This is a genomic window from Salmonella sp. SJTUF15570 (assembly GCF_043357055.1).
In the GTDB taxonomy this organism is placed as follows: Bacteria; Pseudomonadota; Gammaproteobacteria; order Enterobacterales; family Enterobacteriaceae; genus Salmonella; species Salmonella enterica.
The window spans coordinates 20,720-40,538 of the sequence record NZ_JBEUKJ010000005.1; the positions used below are offsets into that span (position 1 = coordinate 20,720).

Consider the following 19,819-nt stretch of genomic DNA (forward strand, 5'->3'; position numbering starts at 1 on the left):
CCGGCAATTTATACCGCGGTGTGCTCCTGGCGCAGCCGCTCAATAATATCCTGCCGCAACAGAAACTTCTGCACTTTGCCAGAGGCGGTTCTGGGCAGTTTTTCTACGATGACGATCCGTTCCGGATATTTATACTTCGCTACCCGTTTTCGACTGAAAAAAGCGATCACCTCTTCCAGCGTCAGCGAAAGGTGCGGCGGTTTTAAGACTACATACGCGCATGAACGTTCGCCTAAGCGTTCATCAGGCATAGCAACGACGCAAGCATCGTGTATGCGGGGGTGTTGCAATAAAATATCCTCCACCTCGCGACTGCTGATATTTTCACCTCCACGTATAATTATATCCTTTTTGCGCCCGGTAATTTTGATATAACCGTCTTCATCCATGCGGCAGAGGTCGCCGCTGTAATACCAGCCCTCGTTATCCAGTGCGCGGGCGGTAAGTTCCGGCTCGTCCAGGTATCCCATAAAAACGTTCGGCCCGCGCGAGGCTTCTTCGCCTTCGTGGCCTGCTGGAAGCGTATTGCGATCTTCATCCACGATTTTAATTTCTACACCGGTGGCGGCATAACCATCGGTATTCATCATGCGTGAAGTCGAATCACCCAGATTAACCATCGAGTGTGGAGAACTTTCTGTAGAACCGTAAATACTCAATAATTTGATACCGCGCTGCTGGCAGTCGCGGGCAACCTTTTTGGGAATAGTCGTGCCGCCGCATAAGAAGAATCGCAGTGAGGAGAGGTCGGCAGGCTGTTGCTCAACGGCACAAAGCAGATCGTAAATAAACGGCGTCGCGCCTGACATACAGGTACAGCGTTGCTGCGCTAATAAGGTAAGGCAGGCTTCTGGGGTAAAGATGTCCAGCAATACGCTACGCGCCCCGATTAAAAAGGGCGCGGTGACGCCGTGTAAAAATCCGGTGGCGTGGCCCAGTGGCGCAGGCATCAGGAACACATCTTGCCAGGTTAAATTCAACCGCGCGCAATACGCCCGTTCGCTGGCAAGAATATTATTGTGGGTCAACATCACCCCTTTCGGCATTCCTTCTGTGCCGGAGGTAAACAGCACTGCCGCCAGTTCATCACCGTGAATGTTAATGTCTGACTGCAACGGTTCGCTGCGGTCGATGATTTGACTAAGCGCAAGCGCTGTGGTGGCAGGCGCCAGTTTATCCACGCCGACAATATGCGTCAGATGGCGCAGTTGATTTTGTAGCGGAAGGATAAGATCGACCGGACGATTCTGTTTGAATACGGTGGGGGCGAAGAATATTTTAGCCTGACATTTGTTCAGCACCCAAACCAGCTCTGCTTCTCGCCAGGCGGGAAGCAGCGGGACAGATACCGCGCCCGTTTTCAGGCAGGCCAGATAAATGAGGGTAAACTCACACCAGCCCGGAAGCTGAAAGGCCACGCGATCGCCCGGTTGAATCCCCTGAGACAGTAACCAGTTTGCCAGGCGGCTTGCCGCGCAGTCGAGCGCGGCGTAGGTCCAGGACGCGCCATGATTATCGACCACGGCGATTTTATCGGGTACGGCGCGTGCGGTTTGCCGCCAGTAGTCGCCCAGTGAAGCATCGCCCCAGTAGCCGGACTCGCGATAGGTTTTCCGCCTTGCGGCGTCAAACGTTAATGTAACACTCATTGACTTGTTCTCTATTAATACAAATGACGTAATCTCCGGGGGCAAACCGAATAAGACGCCGTAGCGTCGTTATCCGGTGTTTCAGAGCGTCAGCCGTAGCGAAACTCAACGCCGAACGTTCCCGCCGGGTATTCCCATTTTTCGAGAAGAGTATTGCCGCAGAGAACCCTGCAGGTCCCGCATTCCAGGCAGCCCGCGGAGTCAAAATGAATATTTCCCGCATCGTCCAGCTTATAGAGTCCGGCAGGGCAGGCTTTTATTAATTTATTAAACTCCAGCATGTCAGGCGAGGAGCGCAAAATGATATGTGGGTGTCCTTCATCTACGTAAAATTTATTTACGCCCAATTTGACGTCAACATTCACCTTATTGTCCGAACTCATAATGCCGTAGCCCCTTTTATGCCGTCTTTTAATAGATTCACCAGTCCAATTTTTTTCGCATGTGACAGGATAGTTTTACGCAACGGTGGGACTGGACCGCCATCAACGGTGAACAGATCGCCCACAATGTTTGCCGCCATTCGCGGGTACTCGGTAAAAAGCCGTGGGTTTTCCATTAATCCGGGGAGTTTGCGGAAATGCCGCATATCGCGTAACACGCCGTTTTTCTCCAGCGCGCGTTTGTAACCGGCAAGACTCGCGGCGGAAAAATCTTGCCGCGCTTTAGCGTCAATGGCGGTTTGAGCGGCCGCTTGCGCGGACGCGATGGCTAAATCCATGCCGCGGACGGTATAGCCGAGATTCAGACAAAGACCGGCGGCGTCGCCGACAATCATCACGCCGTCATTTACCAGCTCCGGCATCATTGCTATGCCGCCTTCGGGCACCATATGAGCGGAGTATTCGAGCAGCGTTCCCCCCTGAATCAAAGGGCGTATCGCCGGATGCTGTTTAAAATCTTCCAGCATTTGCGGTACGCTTTTGGTCGCGTGAGCAATGTCGCCCAGGCCACATACCAGCCCCAGAGAAACCGAATCGCGGTTGGTATAAAGAAATCCGCCGCCCATGAGCCCGTTGGAGGGCGCGCCAGCGAATAACCAGGCGGCGCCTTCATGGGACGCCAGATTAAAGCGCTCTTCAATAAGTGCCGGAGAGAGCCCAATCAACTCTTTTACGCCGACGGCATAGTGATGCGCAGAAGAGGCAGGCACCATGTCCAGTGAACGGCCCAGCATGGAATTCACGCCGTCCGCGAGAATCACAATATTCGCATCAAGAATATCATCCCCGGCCTGAACGCCAGTGACGCGATTGCCTTCACGTACCAGAGCGTCGACCCGTACACCTGGGATAAACTGCGCGCCAGCCTGCTCCGCCTGCGCCATTAGCCACGGGTCCAGTTTGTTGCGCAGTACGGTATATGACGTAAGGGGCGGAGTAGGGGGCGCGCGGTGAAAATCAAGTGTGACGGCGCTTTCTTCGGTTAAAAAGGAGATTTTTTCACGGGTAACGACACGTTCGATGGGGGCGGACGTTGCGAATCCCGGCATAATACTTTCGATACTGTGAGCGTAGAGCCGCCCACCGGTCATATTTTTGCTGCCCGCGCTGTTTCCGCGTTCAATAACCAGTACATCCAGTCCCGCTTTTGCCATCACATACGCGGCGACCGTTCCTGCTACGCCTGCGCCCACCACAATAGCGTCAAATTTATCATCCGACATGCTTTATGCTCCTTTCCCGCCGTATCGACGACGGGAGATGTGCGTTGAAAAAGGAATTAGCGGCTTAACTGGTCGATGAGGGCAGGAACAACCTTATAGATATCGCCCACCAGACCATAATCGGCATAATTGAAAATGGGCGCGTTTTTATCTTTGTTAATTGCGACAATAATTTTTGCGCCGTTTCCACCCACCATATGTTGAATTTGGCCGGAAATGCCCAGCGTCAGATAGAGATCGGATTTCAACAGAACGCCGGATACGCCAATATAACGCTCGCGTTCCATCCAGTTTTCACCTTCCGCAATGGGGCGGGAACAGCCCACTTCTGCGCCGAGGACGGTCGCCAGTTTATGCACCATATCCAGATCGCTTTGCGCCGCCAGGCCTCGTCCTACGCCGATGACCCGTTTGGCTTTGCTCAAATCGACGCTGCTTAACGATTTCGCGCGCCGCTGCTGGCACAATACCTCGTGGCGTGGGGCAATATATGCCAGCGTGGTCTGCGGGCAAGTATGACCGGGGAGAGGGGCGGCGGGTTCCAGCACGCCGGGTGCCAGCGTAATAATCGCCTGCGGGCTGTTTAATTTCTCTTTGCCGAAAGCAAGTCCGCCGTACATGCGATGCTCTGCGTGTAGCGTCCCGTCGAGGAGGTCAATAGACGTCGCGTCGTTCACCATCACGGCGTCAAGCTGGATGCTCAGCCGGGCGCCCAGCGCTTTACAGCGCTTGGTCGCCGCCATGAGCAGCAGCCCATTTTGGTCGCCTAATAACGAGGCCAGCGTTTCGGCATAGTTTTCCACGCGCTGCAAATCCGTATGCGATTCAAGAATGACTATCTCATCAGCGCCAAGCGCTTTCACGTAGTCGATCTCCGTGTTTCCTTGCACGATGGCGTAAACTTTTTCTCCCCACTGCCGCGCGCCGGTCATTAATTCGGCATAACGCTCTACGTTATCGCTAAATACCCATACGTTAGCTAAATGATTCATGATAATTTTTCTCCGTTGGGTTTAGTTCAGGGATTTTTTCAAATGGTCGGCCAGTGCGGTAATGGCTTCCGGCGAATCGTTATCGAGAATGATATGCTTGCGTTCTGTCTGCGGCGGTACCGAGATGGCGACCAGTTCCGCCATTGGCGTGGTTGGGGTCCAGTGGATATCGCTCGCCAGCCACGACGTAACGGCTTTTTTCCCGGCGCCGAGAATGGCTTTCATTGACGGGATGCGTGGAACGTTAATATCTGAGGTCACGCAAAGCACCGCGGGCAGCGTGAGCTCGATAATTTCAACGTCTTCTTCCAGTGTGCGTTCAACGATGATTTTGTCGCCGTCGCGTTGAATATGGCTTACTGCGTTGATGACGGGGAGTTTCAGGAGTTCGCCAGTCAGCAGGCCCACTTGTTGGGCATAAATATCGCCGGAGCCCTCTTCAAAGAGCAGCAGGTCAAAGCCGATTTTCTCCGCCGCGGATGCTAGCGCCAGCGCGGTTTCTTTGGGCAGGGCGTGCTCCAGTTGCGCATCCTGAACCATAAAAAGCGCATCTGGCCCGCGGGATAACACATCTTTGCGGACTTTTGAATTTTGTAACAGAGAGCCGCCGACGGTGAGCGCGGCGATCTCGTCGCCATCGCCAGCTAACTGCGCGGCGGCCTCAATTGCATTTAAATCAAACTGGCTGATTTTGGCCTCGGCACGATCAAAATTGAGCGAATGCTCCGGGGTCACGGTAATGTCCTGTTCTTCAGGCACCAACTTAAAGCAGGTTATTATTTTCATTGCATCTCCAGTGAGTCGCGTGCGGATAAGTAACGTAAATCTGACTGAAAATAGTCTGCGGCAGTCTGAAGAGGTTTTCGATGGGTCAATCTGTTTTCCTTGCCAACAATCTTGCACGAAAAATCTGCGAACAGAGAATCGTTAGCAACCATCTGAAAAAGGCGTCATAAAAATATAAATACGGTAGTGAGAATAATAAGTGCGAAGCATATCATCATTTTTTAACATGAAACGTGCGATGTTGTTTCTGTGAGGTTAAAAGAAAACATCAAAGATATGTCGGCTATGTATTTTTGTCTGATAATACGCTATCGACAGGTAATCTGAGCTGTCTGCAAAAGAACATAATATCTTGCATTCGGAACGAATAATCTTGTTTTGCTGGTAATCTCCACGGTTGTACAACACTGACGCTCGCTTTATTTTATCTTGGTTATCTTTTTAAACCTGACAGAGGTTATTATGTATCAGCGCTGTTTTGACTCCGCCGCGGAGACGATTTTTGAACAGGACAAGACCCCTCGATTTTCACGTTTTGTCATTAGCGATGATCCAAACTGGGAGTCTGGCCATCATATGCATGATAATGAAACAGAGCTTATTTACGTCAAAAAAGGGATAGCCAGGTTAATTATTGACTCTTCACTCTACGTCGCGCATGCGGACGATATTGTCGTCGTTGAGCGGGGGCGGCTACACGCTGTAGCATCCGACAGCAATTCGCCGGCTACCACCTATACCTGTGCGCTGTATGGGTTTTGTTTTCCAGGTTGGGAAGAAAACCAACTATTGCAGAGTCATTCCTGTCCGGTGGTTTCCGTGGTTCAGGGGAAAGAGGTCATTAAAAGTATCTTTAATGAATTAAGCGTGTTACTTCCGCAGGGGAAAAACGTATTGGCTTCCTCTGTATACGATGCATTTGCTTACACTCTGACCGCACTTTACTATGAAAATTTTAAAAATGCCTATCGTTCTGAACAAGGCTACATTAAAAAAGATGTATTAATTAAGGATGTGCTTGTTTATCTCAATAATAATTATCGTGAAAAAATCACGCTTGACCAGCTATCGAAAAAATTTCGCGCCAGCGTCAGTTATATATGCCATGAATTTGCCAAAGAATATCATATATCCCCTATCAACTATGTTATTCAACGACGTATGACCGAGGCCAAGTTTGCGCTGACAAACACTGAGTCGCCACTGGCAGAAATTTCATGGCGGGTAGGATATGAAAATGTGGACCATTTTGCCAAATTGTTTATGCGGCATGTAGGATGTTCTCCCAACGATTATCGTAAGCAATTTAAAAATAGTCTGGTTGAGCAGGCGTATTTGCTGCCAAATACCTGACGGCGAAATTTATCTGATTTATTCGGCCTGATGCCGTAAAGCAGTCAGGCCGAATAAGACGTTCCGGTACGATCCTTACTTGTTCTGATAGTCTTTCAGAATTTGGCGTCCTGCCACATAGATCATAATTTCATCCGTGCCGCCACCGATACGTTCGCAGCGAACATCGCGCCAGAAGCGGGAGACACGGGCTTCGTCAGTATAACCAAGCCCACCCATAATCTGAATCGCATCGTCAATCACTTCCATCGCTGTGCGTGCGCAGTACAGCTTAGCCAGCGCGGCGCTGGTACGCAGTGACTCTTCCCGATCGGCCTGCCAGGCGACTTTCAACACCATATTGCGCATGTTTTCGATTTTGATGGCCATTAACGCCAGCTTTTCCTGGATCATCTGGTTATGGCCGATGGGTTTACCAAAGGCGATACGCTGGTTGGCGTAACGGGCGGCATCTTCAAATGCGCATTCGGCGAAACCTGTACTGCGCGCCGCATTAATCAAACGCTCCATCTCAAAATTGTACATGACATTGAGGAAACCCATGCCTTCTTCACCGACCCGGTCGCTTTCGTCCACCTCGACATTATCGAGATAAACTTCGCATGTACTCAACATGTGCCAGCCAATTTTGTGCAGCGGATTAATCTTTATGCCCGGTTTATTTGAGTCCACCCACCAAAGCGTGAACGCTTTTTTAGGATCTTTTGGCTCCGTATCGCGCGCCAGAACCAGCATGTAAGGATATTCTTTTGCACCGGTGATAAATGTTTTTTGGCCGTTAAGATAAACCTTGCCGTTTTTACGCGTCCAGGTTGTTGTGGCGCTATTATTATCAGAGCCCGCGCCAGGTTCTGTTAAGGCTAGCGCATATGCTGGATCGCCGGTGGCCAGAGTACTTTCTGCTGTTTTACGCAGTTGTTCTGCGGAACCAAAACGGCGCATACTGTGAATGCATTGGCCGTTGGTAATCAAAAAGGCCGGAGCGCCGCATTTTGAGATTTCCATCAGCGCCAGCATTTGCGTTACATAGTCAGCCGGAATGCCGCCGAATTCTTCCGGGACGCCCAGCATCGAAATACCGTTTTCCGCCAGCGCCTGCATAAATTCTTTGGGATAGGTGCCCGTTTGATCGCAGGTACGGAAATACTCTTCCGGAAAATTGCTGGTGATTAACTCGCGAATACTGGCCAGTAATAGTTCTTGTTCTTCAGTTAATGAAAAATCCATATTTGTACTCCTTTTAATGTGTTGCGTCAGGAAGCGTGAATCCCATAGTGCTATCGGTAAATAATCTTGTGTCCATCAGTTTTAAATCTGGTGAGATAACCGGTGAAAAATCCATCTTGTCAAGAATATCCCGTTGCAGATCGACGCCAGGCGCAATTTCAATTAAATGCAGGCCATCTTGTTTGAGAGTGAAAACCGCACGTTCAGTGATGTAACGCACGTCTAACCCGCGCTCAAGCGCAATTTTTCCACTGAACGTAATTTCCGGCAGTTCGCTGACGAATTTTTTCACGCGACCTTCCTGCAGAATATTTAATTTGCCATCGGTAATTTCAGTTTTTAAACTTCCGGCCGTCAGAGTTCCGCAGAAAATAATTTTTTGCGACGTTGCGCTAATATCGATAAACCCGCCGGTGCCCATAATTTTGCCGTTGAATTTATGTACACCGACATTACCGTGTTGATCCACTTCGGCAAAACTTAAATAGCAGACATCGAGCCCACCGCCGTGATAAAAATCAAATTGTGAGGTCATATCAAGGATCGCGCGGGTGTTGACATTAGCGCCGAAGGCCACGCCCTGAGAGGTAATACCGCCCACCGGGCCAGTTTCTACGGTCAGCACGAAGTCATCGGCGCAGCCTTCCTCGCGAGCGACCAGACCAATACCGTCGGCAATGCCTACGCCCACATTGCCTACCGCGCCTTTACGCATTTCAAACAGCGCGCGTCGGGCTACCAGCTTGCGCTGATTAAGAGGCAGGGTAAGCTGGGTACTATCATCAAGAGTAAAATCTCCGGAGATAAATCGGTTCACCGGCGCGCCGCCATAGAGTTGCGTCTGGTCGGCGTCGACAACCACAATATCCACCAGATAGCCGGGAATACGCACGGATTTTGGATGCAGCGTGGCTTTTTTTACCATTTTCTGCACCTGCATCATTACAATACCGCCATTATTGTGAACGGCCTGGGCGATCACCAGCGCATCAAGATACATCACCTCATCTTCAAATGATGCATAGCCTTCGCTGTCGCAGGTGGTGGCGCGGATAAAAGCCACATTAGGCGCTATCGCTTTATAATAGAGATATTCTTTATTATCGATCTCTACCAGCTTAATGAGATCTTCTTTAGTCACGTCGTTTAATTTTCCGCCCTGTTGGCGAGGGTCGACAAAGGTACCAATACCGATATCGCTCAGAATACCCGGCTGGTGTGCGGCGCTGGCGCGCAGCGTCTGGGTTAATACGCCTTGTGGGTAGTTATAGGCGGCGATTTTATTTTGTTCAGCCAGTTCAGAAATACGGGGAGATTGCCCCCAATGTCCGCATAGCGCCCATTTTACCAATCCCTCCTGCGCCAGCGGGCTGATGCCGCGATCGGCGCGGTCACCTAATCCGGTAGGGCTAATAATAGATAAATCTCGTGGTGACTGGGTTGTTTGATATTTATCTGCCAGTGCGGTAATTAATGTTGTCGCTTCGAGAATACCGCCGCCTGCGCCCAGAATACATAAAGTGGCCTCATCTGGAATATAATTTACTGCTTCTTGTGCAGAGAGCACGGGAACGCGGCCATTAATGCGTGATGGCTTATTGATTTTCATATTTACTCCACTATTATCCCTGAAAGCAATATCGATATAACCGTGTTAAGGTAATAAAGACAGCGGCTTTCAATGAATATGGAACATATTCATATCAGATAACTATTTATTTTATTGTGGCAGAAAGAGAATATTCCGCCACACGATAAAGTATTACGCCTGGTGCAATATAGTTAATACGGTACGCAGATCGGCTACCGATATTTGTCCCGGCGCAGATGCTTTTTTCACCGCGCCAAACGTTGCTGCAGAACCGAACACTTCGCCGGCAAGACGAGATATTACCCCGGTTTTCGACATCGACATGGTAATAATCGGACGATCCGCATAGCGCTCCTGCATTTCTACAGTGGCGGTAAGTAAGGTCAGGACATCGGCTTTAGTCTGCGGCATGACGGCGATCTTCGGAATATCGGCGCCCAGTTCCTGCATTTTACGCAGACGCTGAACAATCTCTTCCGCTGCGGGCGTTTTATGAAAATCATGGTTAGACATGATCACCGCAACATTGTGTTGATGAGCATAGCCGACGGTGGCTTTCACCTCATCGTCGCCGGTAAAAAGCTCAAGATCGATCATATCGACCAGACCGCTGTCAACCGCTGCACGATTCAGAGCGATATACTGTCCGGAGGTTAGCGCCTGTTCGCCGCCTTCTTTCGCGCTGCGGAAGGTAAATAGCAAGGGTTTATCGGTAATAATCTCCCGGATGGCGCCGGCGGCCTCAAGTACGCTTTCTGCCGTCGTCACGTTGGCAAAATGGTCAACGCGCCACTCCAGAATATCGAAATCCGCTTCACGGTAGGCGAGTGCTTCCGATTTCACATCGGTAATGGTTTTTCCCATTAGCGACACAATGATCTTTGGCGCGCCTTCGCCAACCACGAGATCTCTTACAGTTACGGTTTTCATTTGGTACCCTTCATTGTCATTCGTCGCAATTATAATTTTACCGGTCAGGCTGTGAATCCCATCACCTGCTTCACATAGTCCAATGGAAATGCTTTTCCTGTCCACAGTTCAAACTGTTCGGCTCCTTGCCATAACAACATGCCGTAACCATCAATTGTTTTGCAACCAGCTTGTTGCGCCTGCTGCAATAACTTTGTCATATGCGGATTATAAACACATTCGGTGACCAGCAATTCAGGGCGGAGCAGGGAAACATCGCCGATCAGGGATTCGTTCTCCAATGGTTTCATGCCAACTTTGGTGCCGTTCGTCAGAATATCTGCGCTGGCAAGCGCTTCAGTAAAAGCGTGCTGATCGGCAAGATCGGTGACGGTAACGACGCAATCGGTGTTTTCATTCACCCGCTTCGCAAAGGCAACCGCTTTTTCGAAAAAGTCATCTTTACGGTTAAACAGTTTAATTTCCTTAATGCCTTCAATGGCTGCCTGGGCGCCAATGGCGGTAGCCGCGCCTCCCGCGCCGAGCAGCACCATGGTTTTTCCCCGAATATCGAAACCGCTTTCTTTAATTGCCCGAATATGGCCCGTACCATCCGTGTTGTAGCCGCGTAGATAGCCGTCATCGTTAACAATGGTGTTGATAGCGCCAACCAGTTTTGCTGCTGGCGTTAATTCATCGACATACTCACACGCGAGCTGTTTGTTTGGCATGGAGACGCCCGTACCGCGCATTTTTAATGCTTTCAGTCCTTCAATGGCGCTGGCAAACGTCGTGTTATCCACTTCGAAAGCCATATAGGTATACGGTAGCCCCGCTTTTTCTAACGCTTTGTTTTGCATTTCGGGCGATAAGCTATGACGGATAGGATACGCCATAAGACCAATTAATTCATATTTTGCGGTAACATCCATTTTATACTCCTTAATAAGTGGACAGTGCAGAGCAGGGCGCATGCCTGTTGCGCATCGTTAACATTTTTACTGGAAATAATGCTCGCCAAATCGGACATCGTTTTGCGGGATCTTAAATACGCGATAATAGCGAATAAATACAATAATGGCGGTGATAAATGTCAGTAGTGCAAAGGCAAAATCTAACAAAATGATATATTGCAGGCCAATAGTAGAGAGATAACCGGTAATCAGTGGGATAAGAAAGTTAGCAACGCCCCCCATCATCATATATATACTGGTGACTTTAGCTTTACTCTTAGGGAAAAATTCCGACATTACCGATACACCTAATTGTAAAATACCTCCAGCAGCGGAAAAACCAATCACGAAGGCGCCAGCATTACAGATCAGTGGAGAGGGATACAGATAAATTGCCGCAGCGGTGAGTGTCGCCAGCCCGGCATTGAAAACATTGGCCCAGATGGGGCGAACCATTTTTTTCAGCAATGCGGCAAAAATAAACACGCAAACCAACGATCCCATACTGTAATAAGAGATGGTTTTCAGCGCGTCGGATTCCGCCATTCCGGCGAAGGCCATCGCATATTTAGGCATCCAGACCACAATCACATAGAAGGTTGAGAACGCGGCGACGCCAAATAAAACGGAAGCTACGCCTTCCAGCCAGACGAGGGGAGTACTGTTCATCTGGGGTAATTCCTTCGCAATACTGGCATCGACAAGTTGGCTGGGAAAGCGGCTTTTCAACAGCATCAACGTGATGAGGACGAAAAGGATACCGGGGATTACCACCGCGTAGCCGTACCAGATATGGTTGACTAGCAAGGCGCTGACGATAAGGGGATAAATCATTTGCCCAAAAGAGACCATCGCTTTAACCAGAATAACTGCCGAGCCCGATGCTTTGGGAAAACACTCCATTAATGCAGGGTATCCGCCAGTATCCAGCGCGGAGTTCGCCACGCCGACACACACCGCTAATATGAAAGCGATCATCAGGCTAGGACTGGCGGGAATACCGAAGAAAAATAGCATATATAGTACGGCGCCAAGCAGTATTATTGCCCGACGGCCAAATTTATCGGACAGTACGCCAAAGAATAAAATACTGACCAGACGACCAAGACCAATGCCAGAGATTAAATAGGCGATACCGGCACTATCCGTGGAGAATTTCTGTGCAAGGGAGGTCATGTTCTGGGCTAGTGTAATAACACTCATGCCGTGGAGAAAATAACTAAAATAAATGCAGATAACAGCCAGCAAATATGGCATGTTGCGAGCCTTGTTCTGAGACATTTGTTCACAGCTCCTTGCTGATGGTTTGATTCAATGTCCTGCTTATTACTGCTTTACTACATGCAGCGATTGTTCAGTAACACTATAAGTCGGTACTGTCGTTATATGTACATAACATGGCGTTTAAAATGCCAGGTTTATTGCATTGATAGCATTTCATTTGTTAGCCAGGAAATATAAAAATTGCTGCGAATTTGTTGTTTAACACATATAACTCGTGATGCTCATCGCAATTTTTCTGATAAGTGTGAAGATAATGAATAATAATTAACACGAAAATTACATTTTTTGTTTCCCGGTGATAATGGCTAACGTTTTATTTTGCATAGCAAGGCAATAATATTGCAACTGGCACGCTAACATTTATTGCGCGGTTGACGCTGCTTCAGCGTGATGTTGTGATTCAGCCCGACTTCGGTAACCGATGAACAGTGCGAGGAGAAATCCCGCTGCGGCGATACCGGTATCAAACCACATAATATGTGCAATGCTCATTTCTGAAATCCGCGCTGTGATCAACGGAATAGTGAACGTCGCGATACTGCCGGCGCTGTAATAAATGCCGGTCGCTTTACCTTTCTCCTGTGGAAAACGGGCCGCCATCAGCGTCAGGCCGATTTGTACTACGCCACCGGCGGAAGAGAATCCAATGACGAATGCGAAGATCATAACAACATAGGCCTGAGGATGCAGGCAGACCGTCAGAAGCGCAATAAAAGAGATAAAGGTATAAAACATCAATAATGTGGTAGAGCGAATTGTTTTTCTGACCAGCGGGGCGGTTATAAAAACGCACAGTAGCGAGCCGCAGGTATAAATACTTAACAGTTTGATGGATTGGGTATACGACATTCCTGCGACGAACTGTCCATACTGCGCCAGCCACTGGCTGATAAGGTAAAAGGTTGCCATCGAGATATAGCCATAAAGGGTGTAGCTGATCAGATCGATGAGGGAGCAATGATGTACGCCTGCAACAGGCGCTTGCGAGATTTTGGGTTTCAATATCCGACCAGGATAGGGTGGAAAAGGGCAGCGTAATAAAAACAGAGCATTAATAAGCATGATCGCCCCGGCAAGCAGGAAGGACCAGCCAAACCACATATTAGCCCAGACTAATAAACTGATAATAATGGGCAACAAGAATTGCCCGCCAGAGACAAATGCTTTGATCAGAATATTTGCCGTACTGGGGGAGCGAGGGAAGGCTTCCATCAAACTGGGATAGGTACCTGCATCTAAAAAACTGTTGGCCATACCCGCTAAAAAGCCACAGGCATAAGCGACAAAAATCGTCTGAGCATAAAGAATGCCAATGAAAAAAATCAGGTAACAGGCGGTCCCCAGAATGATAAAAGGACGGCGACCAAAGCGATCGGAAAGCATACCGGCGATTAACAAAACGCTTAGCCGGCCAATACCAAGCGAAGAGATCACAATAGATACGCCTGCGGCACTGGTATGCCATTGCTGTTCAAGCGATGACATGTTCAGGCTCATCAGGATAACCCCCATGCCATGTACAAAGTAATTAAAATACAACCCTACAGCGGTAGGGAAATAACGATTTTTCATATTATCTGACTCAGAGATGCCGCCTGAACGTTACAGTGGTATACACAGGCAGGAAGCATATTGGATAGGGTGACAAGTCAATGTCGTGATTGTGTGGTTTTCTATCCGGTATCAATACGATGCGGCGATAAAGTTTACGTCTAACACAGCCGCTCCAGATCATGTGCGAAAAGTTCGGCAGCAACAGATTGATAAATTTTCCACTCGATAAAATCCCCCTCTGTATAAATGGACTGAAAAGAAGATAAATCAGGGAAGTAACGCATTGTATTATTGCCGATGCGGTTATTTATTTTGTCAACAATGGCGTTAATTCGTCGCTGTCTCCTGGCTTTCATTTCCTTTAACCTGGCAATGATTTCTGGAGAGATGGGAGTGTCGCCAGCTTCCCATCGTTGCCAGGTTGCCGAATTATTATCCTGGGTGATATAGATTGTGCATTCTTCAATCGTCATATCAAAAATACGCCGTAGTGCTTGTAGTTCTAACGCGTTCATCATTTTTTAGGCTTTTATATAAAAAAAGTGATGCTATAAATAGCACCACCGACACCGTTTCGACTTGAACAGAATCACACTATTTTGTGCAATATTATTTGTTCGTTGCAGATATCGCGGTGTTGAAGGAAAACGGGAGCTGGCTTATGTAACAATGCGGCGAAAAAAGTTAAAAAAAAAGCCCATCGTAGGAGACGGGCAAAGACTACACACAGCAATTCGTTGTTTCACTCAGGGGATTTCCATGCTTATAAATCAATGTGTTGATTTATAACCGTGTGCTAATAGTAGGCATGAGCACTTTTTGCGTCGATCAGATTCGTCTCAATAGTTTAAAAACTGTAACGGATTTGCGACAGAAATGAGATGCGGCGGGGAACAGACGGGCGAATCAAAATGGGGTGTGCGTTGAATTTATAAACGTCGCTAAAGCATCGGGCGGCAATGCCGCCCGACGGGATTATGACTGCTTGTTGGCTTCCTCGATGTCATCCAGCTCTTCAAGGATCTCCTCTGGTTCATTCGTCGGCGCCGGAACTTCATGTACCCATGCGGAGAACAAACGCCAGGTCACGGCCAGAAGCACCGGTCCAATAAACAGACCAATCATACCGAATGCAATCAGGCCGCCGATTACCCCGGAAAGGATCAGAAGCAGCGGTAAATCGGCGCCCATGCGGATGAGTACCGGGCGAATCACGTTATCCAGAGTGCCGACGACGGCGCTCCAAACCAGCAGCACGGTGCCCCAGGTGGTGTCGCCTGTCCAGTAAAGCCAGATAATGGCTGGAATCAATACCGGCAACGGCCCCAACTGAACCAGACACGAAAGGATCATCACTACCGTCAACAGGGTAGCGTAAGGCACGCCGGAAATCGCCAGCCCGACGCCGCCAAGTACCGCCTGTACCAGCGCGGTGACCACCACGCCAAGCGCCACGGCGCGGATCGCCTGGGCAGCCAGCAGAACCGCCGCATCGCCGCGTTTAGCCGCGAGACGACAGGCAAAATGGCGTATTCCCATCGCCACTTGTTCGCCGCGCCAGTAAAGCAGGGCGCTAAACAACAGCATCAGGGCGCAGTGCATCATAAAGCGTCCGATATGCGCCGCCTGACCGACAAACCAGGTCGTGGTTGTGCCGATATAAGGCCGCACTTTTGCCATAATAGCGCTACCGCCCATATCCAGCAGGCTATGCCATCCGGCATACAGTTTGGCGCCAACCAACGGAATATTATTTAACCATGCCAGATCGGGTAGCGTCATATCGCCGCCGGTCACTGCATGGATGAGCGGGCCGCTACCGTCGACAATGCTGTTCACCAGCAAGGCGACGGGAATAACGAAGAGCAGCACTAACAGCAGCGTCATGACCAGTACGGCAAGCGAGCGGCGGCCCCACAATATTTTTTGTAATTTCAGCAAAACGGGCCAGGTCGCGATAACAATCGTACCTGCCCATGCAAACCCCAAAATAAAAGGCTGTACTATCCACAAACAGGCCACAATCATGATGGCTAAAAACAGCACCGATAGCAGCACTTGCGCAATATCCCTGGGCTGACGAACATTTACCATAAATACTTTTCACCTTTGTCTTTGCGCCAGAACGTTGGCGCGACGTGAACATGCAAACCACACCCTATAATGATGAGCAATTTCAGCGGTTTTTAACAGGCCGATTCTGCATGTAATTCTGTTGGGCGCACAGGAAAAAAATGTGATACAACAAATAACGCAACACGCAAACGATTAAGCATCCCTTCCTGTGCGTAGACCGCTCGCGCTCGCCGGGTTGGGCGCCACCGTTCACAACATAGACCGCAGGAAAAGGTCAATATAATGATTCCACAAATTTCTCAGGCACCCGGCGTCGTTCAGCTGGTGCTCAATTTTTTGCAGGCGCTGGAGCAGCAAGGGTTTACGGGCGATACGGCAACCAGCTATGCCGACCGTCTGACAATGTCGACCGATAACAGTATCTACCAGCTTCTTCCCGATGCTGTTGTGTTTCCCCGTTCTACGGCGGATGTCGCGCTTCTTGCCCGTCTGGCGGCGGAGCCGCGCTTTACGTCGCTGATATTTACCCCGCGAGGCGGCGGTACTGGCACGAATGGCCAGGCGCTAAACCAGGGCATTATTGTTGATATGTCCCGCTATATGAACCGCATTATTGAAATTAATCCTGAAGAGGGATGGGTGCGGGTAGAGGCGGGGGTGATAAAAGATCAGCTTAATCAGGCGTTAAAGCCGTATGGCTATTTTTTTGCGCCGGAACTTTCCACCAGTAATCGCGCCACGCTTGGCGGTATGATTAATACCGATGCCTCTGGTCAGGGTTCGCTGGTCTATGGGAAAACGTCAGATCACGTCTTAGGCATACGGGCCGTATTGTTGGGGGGCGATATCCTTGACACGCAATCGATGCCCGTAGAGCTTGCCCGGACGCTGGGTGAAAACACGACGATGCCAGGCCGCATCTATCAGACCGTCTATCAGTCCTGCCTGGAAAACCGTCAACTTATCCTCGATAGCTTTCCAAAGCTCAATCGCTTCCTGACAGGCTACGATTTACGCCACGTCTTTAACGATGACATGACCCGCTTCGATCTTACCCGCATCTTAACGGGGTCGGAAGGGACGCTGGCGTTTATTACTGAAGCCCGGCTGGATATTACCCCGATACCCAAAGTCCGCCGTCTGGTAAATGTAAAATACGACTCCTTTGATTCCGCGCTGCGTAACGCCCCTTTTATGGTTGATGCGCGCGCCTTATCCGTCGAGACGGTCGATTCCAAAGTCCTTAACCTCGCGCGGGAAGATATTGTCTGGCACTCCGTTAGCGAATTGATTACCGATGTGCCGGATAAAGAGATGCTTGGCCTGAATATCGTGGAATTCGCGGGTGACGATGAAGCGCTTATTGACGGACAGGTCGAGGCGCTGTGCCACCGGCTGGATGGCCTGATGGCGCGAGCGGAAGCGGGCGTGATCGGCTGGCAACTTTGTACCGATTTGACGGGTATTGAGCGTATTTACGCGATGCGTAAAAAAGCGGTAGGGCTGCTGGGTAATGCGAAAGGCGCTGCCAAACCGATTCCTTTTGCGGAAGATACCTGCGTGCCGCCTGAACATCTGGCCGATTACATCGCCGAATTTCGCGCCCTGCTGGATGGTCATGGCTTAAGTTACGGCATGTTCGGCCACGTGGATGCCGGGGTGCTGCATGTGCGTCCGGCGCTGGATATGTGCGATCCGCAGCAGGAACTGTTGATGAAACAGATCTCCGATGAGGTCGTCGCGCTGACCGCCAGATACGGTGGGCTGTTGTGGGGCGAGCATGGAAAAGGTTTCCGTGCGGAATACAGCCCGGCCTTTTTCGGCGAAGTCCTGTATGGCGAGCTGCGCAAAATAAAAGCGGCTTTTGATCCGCATAATCGACTTAACCCGGGTAAAATCTGTCCGCCGCAGGGGATAGAGGCGCCGATGATGAAGGTGGATGCGGTAAAACGCGGCACCTGGGATCGGCAAATCCCGCTGGCGGTACGGCAGACCTGGCGCGGCGCTATGGAGTGTAATGGTAACGGCCTGTGCTTTAATTTCGATGCGAAAAGCCCGATGTGCCCGTCGATGAAAATTAGCCTTAACCGGATCCACTCGCCGAAAGGGCGGGCGACGCTGGTGCGGGAATGGCTCCGTCTATTGGCCGATCGCGGCGTCGATCCGTTGAAGCTGGAAAAGGAGTTGCCAGAAAAACGCGCCAGCTTACGCACGCTGATTGCCCGCACCCGGAATAGTTGGCACAAACGCAAAGGCGAGTATGACTTTTCCCATGAAGTTAAAGAGGCCATGTCCGGCTGTCTGGCGTGTAAAGCCTGTACGACCCAGTGTCCGATTAAAATCGATGTTCCGGAGTTTCGTTCACGTTTCTTACAGCTTTACCATACGCGTTATCTGCGTCCGGTACGCGATCATCTGGTGGCGACGGTCGAGACCTACGCGCCGCTGATGGCGCGTGCGCCAAAGACCTTTAACTTTTTTATTAACCAACCGGTAGTTCGTAATCTGGCGAAAAAACATATCGGTATGGTGGATTTACCTCTGCTTTCTGCCCCTTCATTGCAACAGCAACTGGTGGGCCATCCGTCCGCTAATATGACGCTTGAGCAACTGGAGCGCATGAGCGCCGAGCAAAAAGCGAAAACGGTACTGGTGGTTCAGGATCCGTTTACCAGCTACTACGACGCCCGGGTCGTGGCGGACTTTATCCGCCTGGCGGAAAAACTGGGCAGGAGGCCGGTATTGTTACCGTTCTCGCCGAATGGTAAGGCGCAGCATATTAAAGGTTTTCTTAATCGCTTTGCGAAAACGGCGAAAAAAACCTCTGAATTCCTTAATCGGATCGCCGCGTTGGGGATGCCAATGGTGGGCGTCGATCCGGCGCTGGTCCTGTGTTATCGCGACGAATACAAACTGGCTCTGGGCGAACAGCGCGGCGATTTTCATGTGTTGCTGGTGAATGAATGGCTGGCGCAGGAAATAAATGCAAGACTGTCCGTCGAGGTGAGCGGCGAACCGTGGTACTTTTTTGGTCATTGTACGGAAGTCACGGCTTTACCCGGCGCGCCTGCGCAGTGGGCCGCCATCTTTGCCCATTTTGGCGCGAAGCTGGAAAATGTCAGCGTAGGCTGCTGCGGTATGGCGGGCACTTATGGACATGAACTCACCAATCATAAAAATTCGCTGGGAATTTATGAGCTATCCTGGCATCAGGCGATGCAACGTCTACCGCGAAACCGCTGCCTGGCAACCGGCTATTCCTGCCGAAGCCAGGTTAAACGCATTGAAGGTACGGGCGTGCGTCACCCGTTGCAGGCATTACTGGAGATTATAGGTTGATCTGGAAACGTGAAGTGACCCTCGATGCGCTTAATGCGATGGGGGAAGGGAATATGGTTGGCCTGCTTGATATCCGCTTTGAGCGTATTGGGGACGATACGCTGGAAGCGACAATGCCCGTCGATCATCGCACCAAACAGCCGTTCGGCTTGCTGCATGGCGGAGCGTCTGTGGTGCTGGCGGAAAGTATCGGCTCGGTCGCAGGCTATCTGTGTACGCAGGGGGAGCAAAAGGTGGTGGGGCTGGAGGTGAATGCCAACCATGTACGGTCGGCGCGTCAGGGGCGCGTACGAGGCGTCTGTAAAGCGTTGCATACCGGGGCTCGCCATCAGGTCTGGCAGATAGAGATCTTTGATGAACAGGGACGTCTGTGCTGTTCTTCGCGCCTTACTACGGCGATTGTGTGACGTTGTCACCATAAAAGTGTGATGCATATTGCT

At 50.2% G+C, this 19,819-nt stretch carries 16 protein-coding genes and 1 other RNA gene; 3 read left to right on the forward strand and 14 right to left on the reverse strand.

The window, feature by feature from the left end; genetic code table 11:
- Nucleotides 1-8: 8 nt before the first annotated feature.
- The 5 genes from fadK to ABVN44_RS11110 all read right to left on the reverse strand — a co-directional run bounded on the left by fadK (nt 9) and on the right by ABVN44_RS11110 (nt 5,093).
- Nucleotides 9-1,649, reverse strand: a complete 1,641-nt coding sequence (gene fadK, locus ABVN44_RS11090) for a medium-chain fatty-acid--CoA ligase (RefSeq protein ID WP_000117492.1) — start codon at nt 1,647-1,649, stop codon at nt 9-11.
- A gap of 89 nt (nt 1,650-1,738) precedes the next feature.
- Nucleotides 1,739-2,032 carry a ferredoxin family protein gene (locus ABVN44_RS11095; protein ID WP_000093359.1) on the reverse strand — a complete coding sequence of 98 codons (294 nt, stop codon included), beginning with the start codon at nt 2,030-2,032 and terminating at the stop codon, nt 1,739-1,741.
- Nucleotides 2,029-3,315, reverse strand: coding sequence for an FAD-dependent oxidoreductase (locus tag ABVN44_RS11100; protein WP_048348858.1), 1,287 nt, complete (start codon nt 3,313-3,315; stop codon nt 2,029-2,031). Before ABVN44_RS11100 ends, ABVN44_RS11095 begins: the two co-directional genes overlap by 4 nt.
- Nucleotides 3,316-3,371: 56 nt before the next feature.
- A complete protein-coding gene (locus ABVN44_RS11105; RefSeq protein WP_001015880.1) occupies nt 3,372-4,307 on the reverse strand; it encodes an electron transfer flavoprotein subunit alpha in 936 nt (311 codons plus the stop codon).
- A gap of 21 nt (nt 4,308-4,328) precedes the next feature.
- Nucleotides 4,329-5,093 (reverse strand): electron transfer flavoprotein, encoded by a 765-nt coding sequence (locus ABVN44_RS11110; protein ID WP_023232438.1) that lies wholly within the window; start codon nt 5,091-5,093, stop codon nt 4,329-4,331.
- Nucleotides 5,094-5,555: 462 nt separating this feature from the next.
- Between ABVN44_RS11110 and ABVN44_RS11115 the strand changes: the two genes are divergently transcribed.
- Nucleotides 5,556-6,446: an AraC family transcriptional regulator gene (locus ABVN44_RS11115; RefSeq protein ID WP_000284832.1), complete on the forward strand. Its 891-nt coding sequence runs from the start codon at nt 5,556-5,558 to the stop codon at nt 6,444-6,446.
- A 75-nt stretch (nt 6,447-6,521) separates the two neighbouring features.
- Here the strand turns inward: ABVN44_RS11115 and ABVN44_RS11120 are convergent, their stop codons facing one another.
- The 9 genes from ABVN44_RS11120 to ydiK all read right to left on the reverse strand — a co-directional run bounded on the left by ABVN44_RS11120 (nt 6,522) and on the right by ydiK (nt 16,058).
- Nucleotides 6,522-7,673, reverse strand: coding sequence for an acyl-CoA dehydrogenase (locus ABVN44_RS11120; RefSeq protein ID WP_000347819.1), 1,152 nt, complete (start codon nt 7,671-7,673; stop codon nt 6,522-6,524).
- A 13-nt stretch (nt 7,674-7,686) separates the two neighbouring features.
- Nucleotides 7,687-9,282, reverse strand: coding sequence for an acyl CoA:acetate/3-ketoacid CoA transferase (locus ABVN44_RS11125; RefSeq protein WP_000700599.1), 1,596 nt, complete (start codon nt 9,280-9,282; stop codon nt 7,687-7,689).
- A gap of 153 nt (nt 9,283-9,435) precedes the next feature.
- The gene (gene aroD, locus ABVN44_RS11130) at nt 9,436-10,194 is read right to left on the reverse strand and encodes a type I 3-dehydroquinate dehydratase (RefSeq protein ID WP_048348857.1); all 759 of its coding nucleotides are present in this window, start codon (nt 10,192-10,194) and stop codon (nt 9,436-9,438) included.
- Between the two features lie 44 nt (nt 10,195-10,238).
- The gene (ydiB, locus tag ABVN44_RS11135; RefSeq protein ID WP_000383488.1) at nt 10,239-11,105 is read right to left on the reverse strand and encodes a quinate/shikimate dehydrogenase; all 867 of its coding nucleotides are present in this window, start codon (nt 11,103-11,105) and stop codon (nt 10,239-10,241) included.
- Nucleotides 11,106-11,171: 66 nt separating this feature from the next.
- A complete protein-coding gene (locus tag ABVN44_RS11140) occupies nt 11,172-12,407 on the reverse strand; it encodes an MFS transporter (RefSeq protein WP_023232201.1) in 1,236 nt (411 codons plus the stop codon).
- A 363-nt stretch (nt 12,408-12,770) separates the two neighbouring features.
- The gene (locus tag ABVN44_RS11145; RefSeq protein WP_000797666.1) at nt 12,771-13,982 is read right to left on the reverse strand and encodes an MFS transporter; all 1,212 of its coding nucleotides are present in this window, start codon (nt 13,980-13,982) and stop codon (nt 12,771-12,773) included.
- A gap of 140 nt (nt 13,983-14,122) precedes the next feature.
- On the reverse strand, nt 14,123-14,482 hold the full coding sequence (locus ABVN44_RS11150; protein WP_000980455.1) for a YdiL family protein: 360 nt from the start codon (nt 14,480-14,482) through the stop codon (nt 14,123-14,125).
- Between the two features lie 167 nt (nt 14,483-14,649).
- Nucleotides 14,650-14,757: antisense sRNA RprA (gene rprA / locus ABVN44_RS11155), an RNA gene on the reverse strand.
- Between the two features lie 182 nt (nt 14,758-14,939).
- Nucleotides 14,940-16,058, reverse strand: a complete 1,119-nt coding sequence (gene ydiK, locus ABVN44_RS11160; RefSeq protein ID WP_000248615.1) for an AI-2E family transporter YdiK — start codon at nt 16,056-16,058, stop codon at nt 14,940-14,942.
- Between the two features lie 264 nt (nt 16,059-16,322).
- Here ydiK and ABVN44_RS11165 point away from each other — a divergent pair, with 264 nt between their 5' ends.
- The gene (locus ABVN44_RS11165; protein WP_015405972.1) at nt 16,323-19,379 is read left to right on the forward strand and encodes an FAD-binding and (Fe-S)-binding domain-containing protein; all 3,057 of its coding nucleotides are present in this window, start codon (nt 16,323-16,325) and stop codon (nt 19,377-19,379) included.
- Nucleotides 19,376-19,786, forward strand: a complete 411-nt coding sequence (gene menI / locus ABVN44_RS11170; protein ID WP_000637930.1) for a 1,4-dihydroxy-2-naphthoyl-CoA hydrolase — start codon at nt 19,376-19,378, stop codon at nt 19,784-19,786. Before ABVN44_RS11165 ends, menI begins: the two co-directional genes overlap by 4 nt.
- The last annotated feature ends 33 nt before the right edge of the window (nt 19,787-19,819 follow it).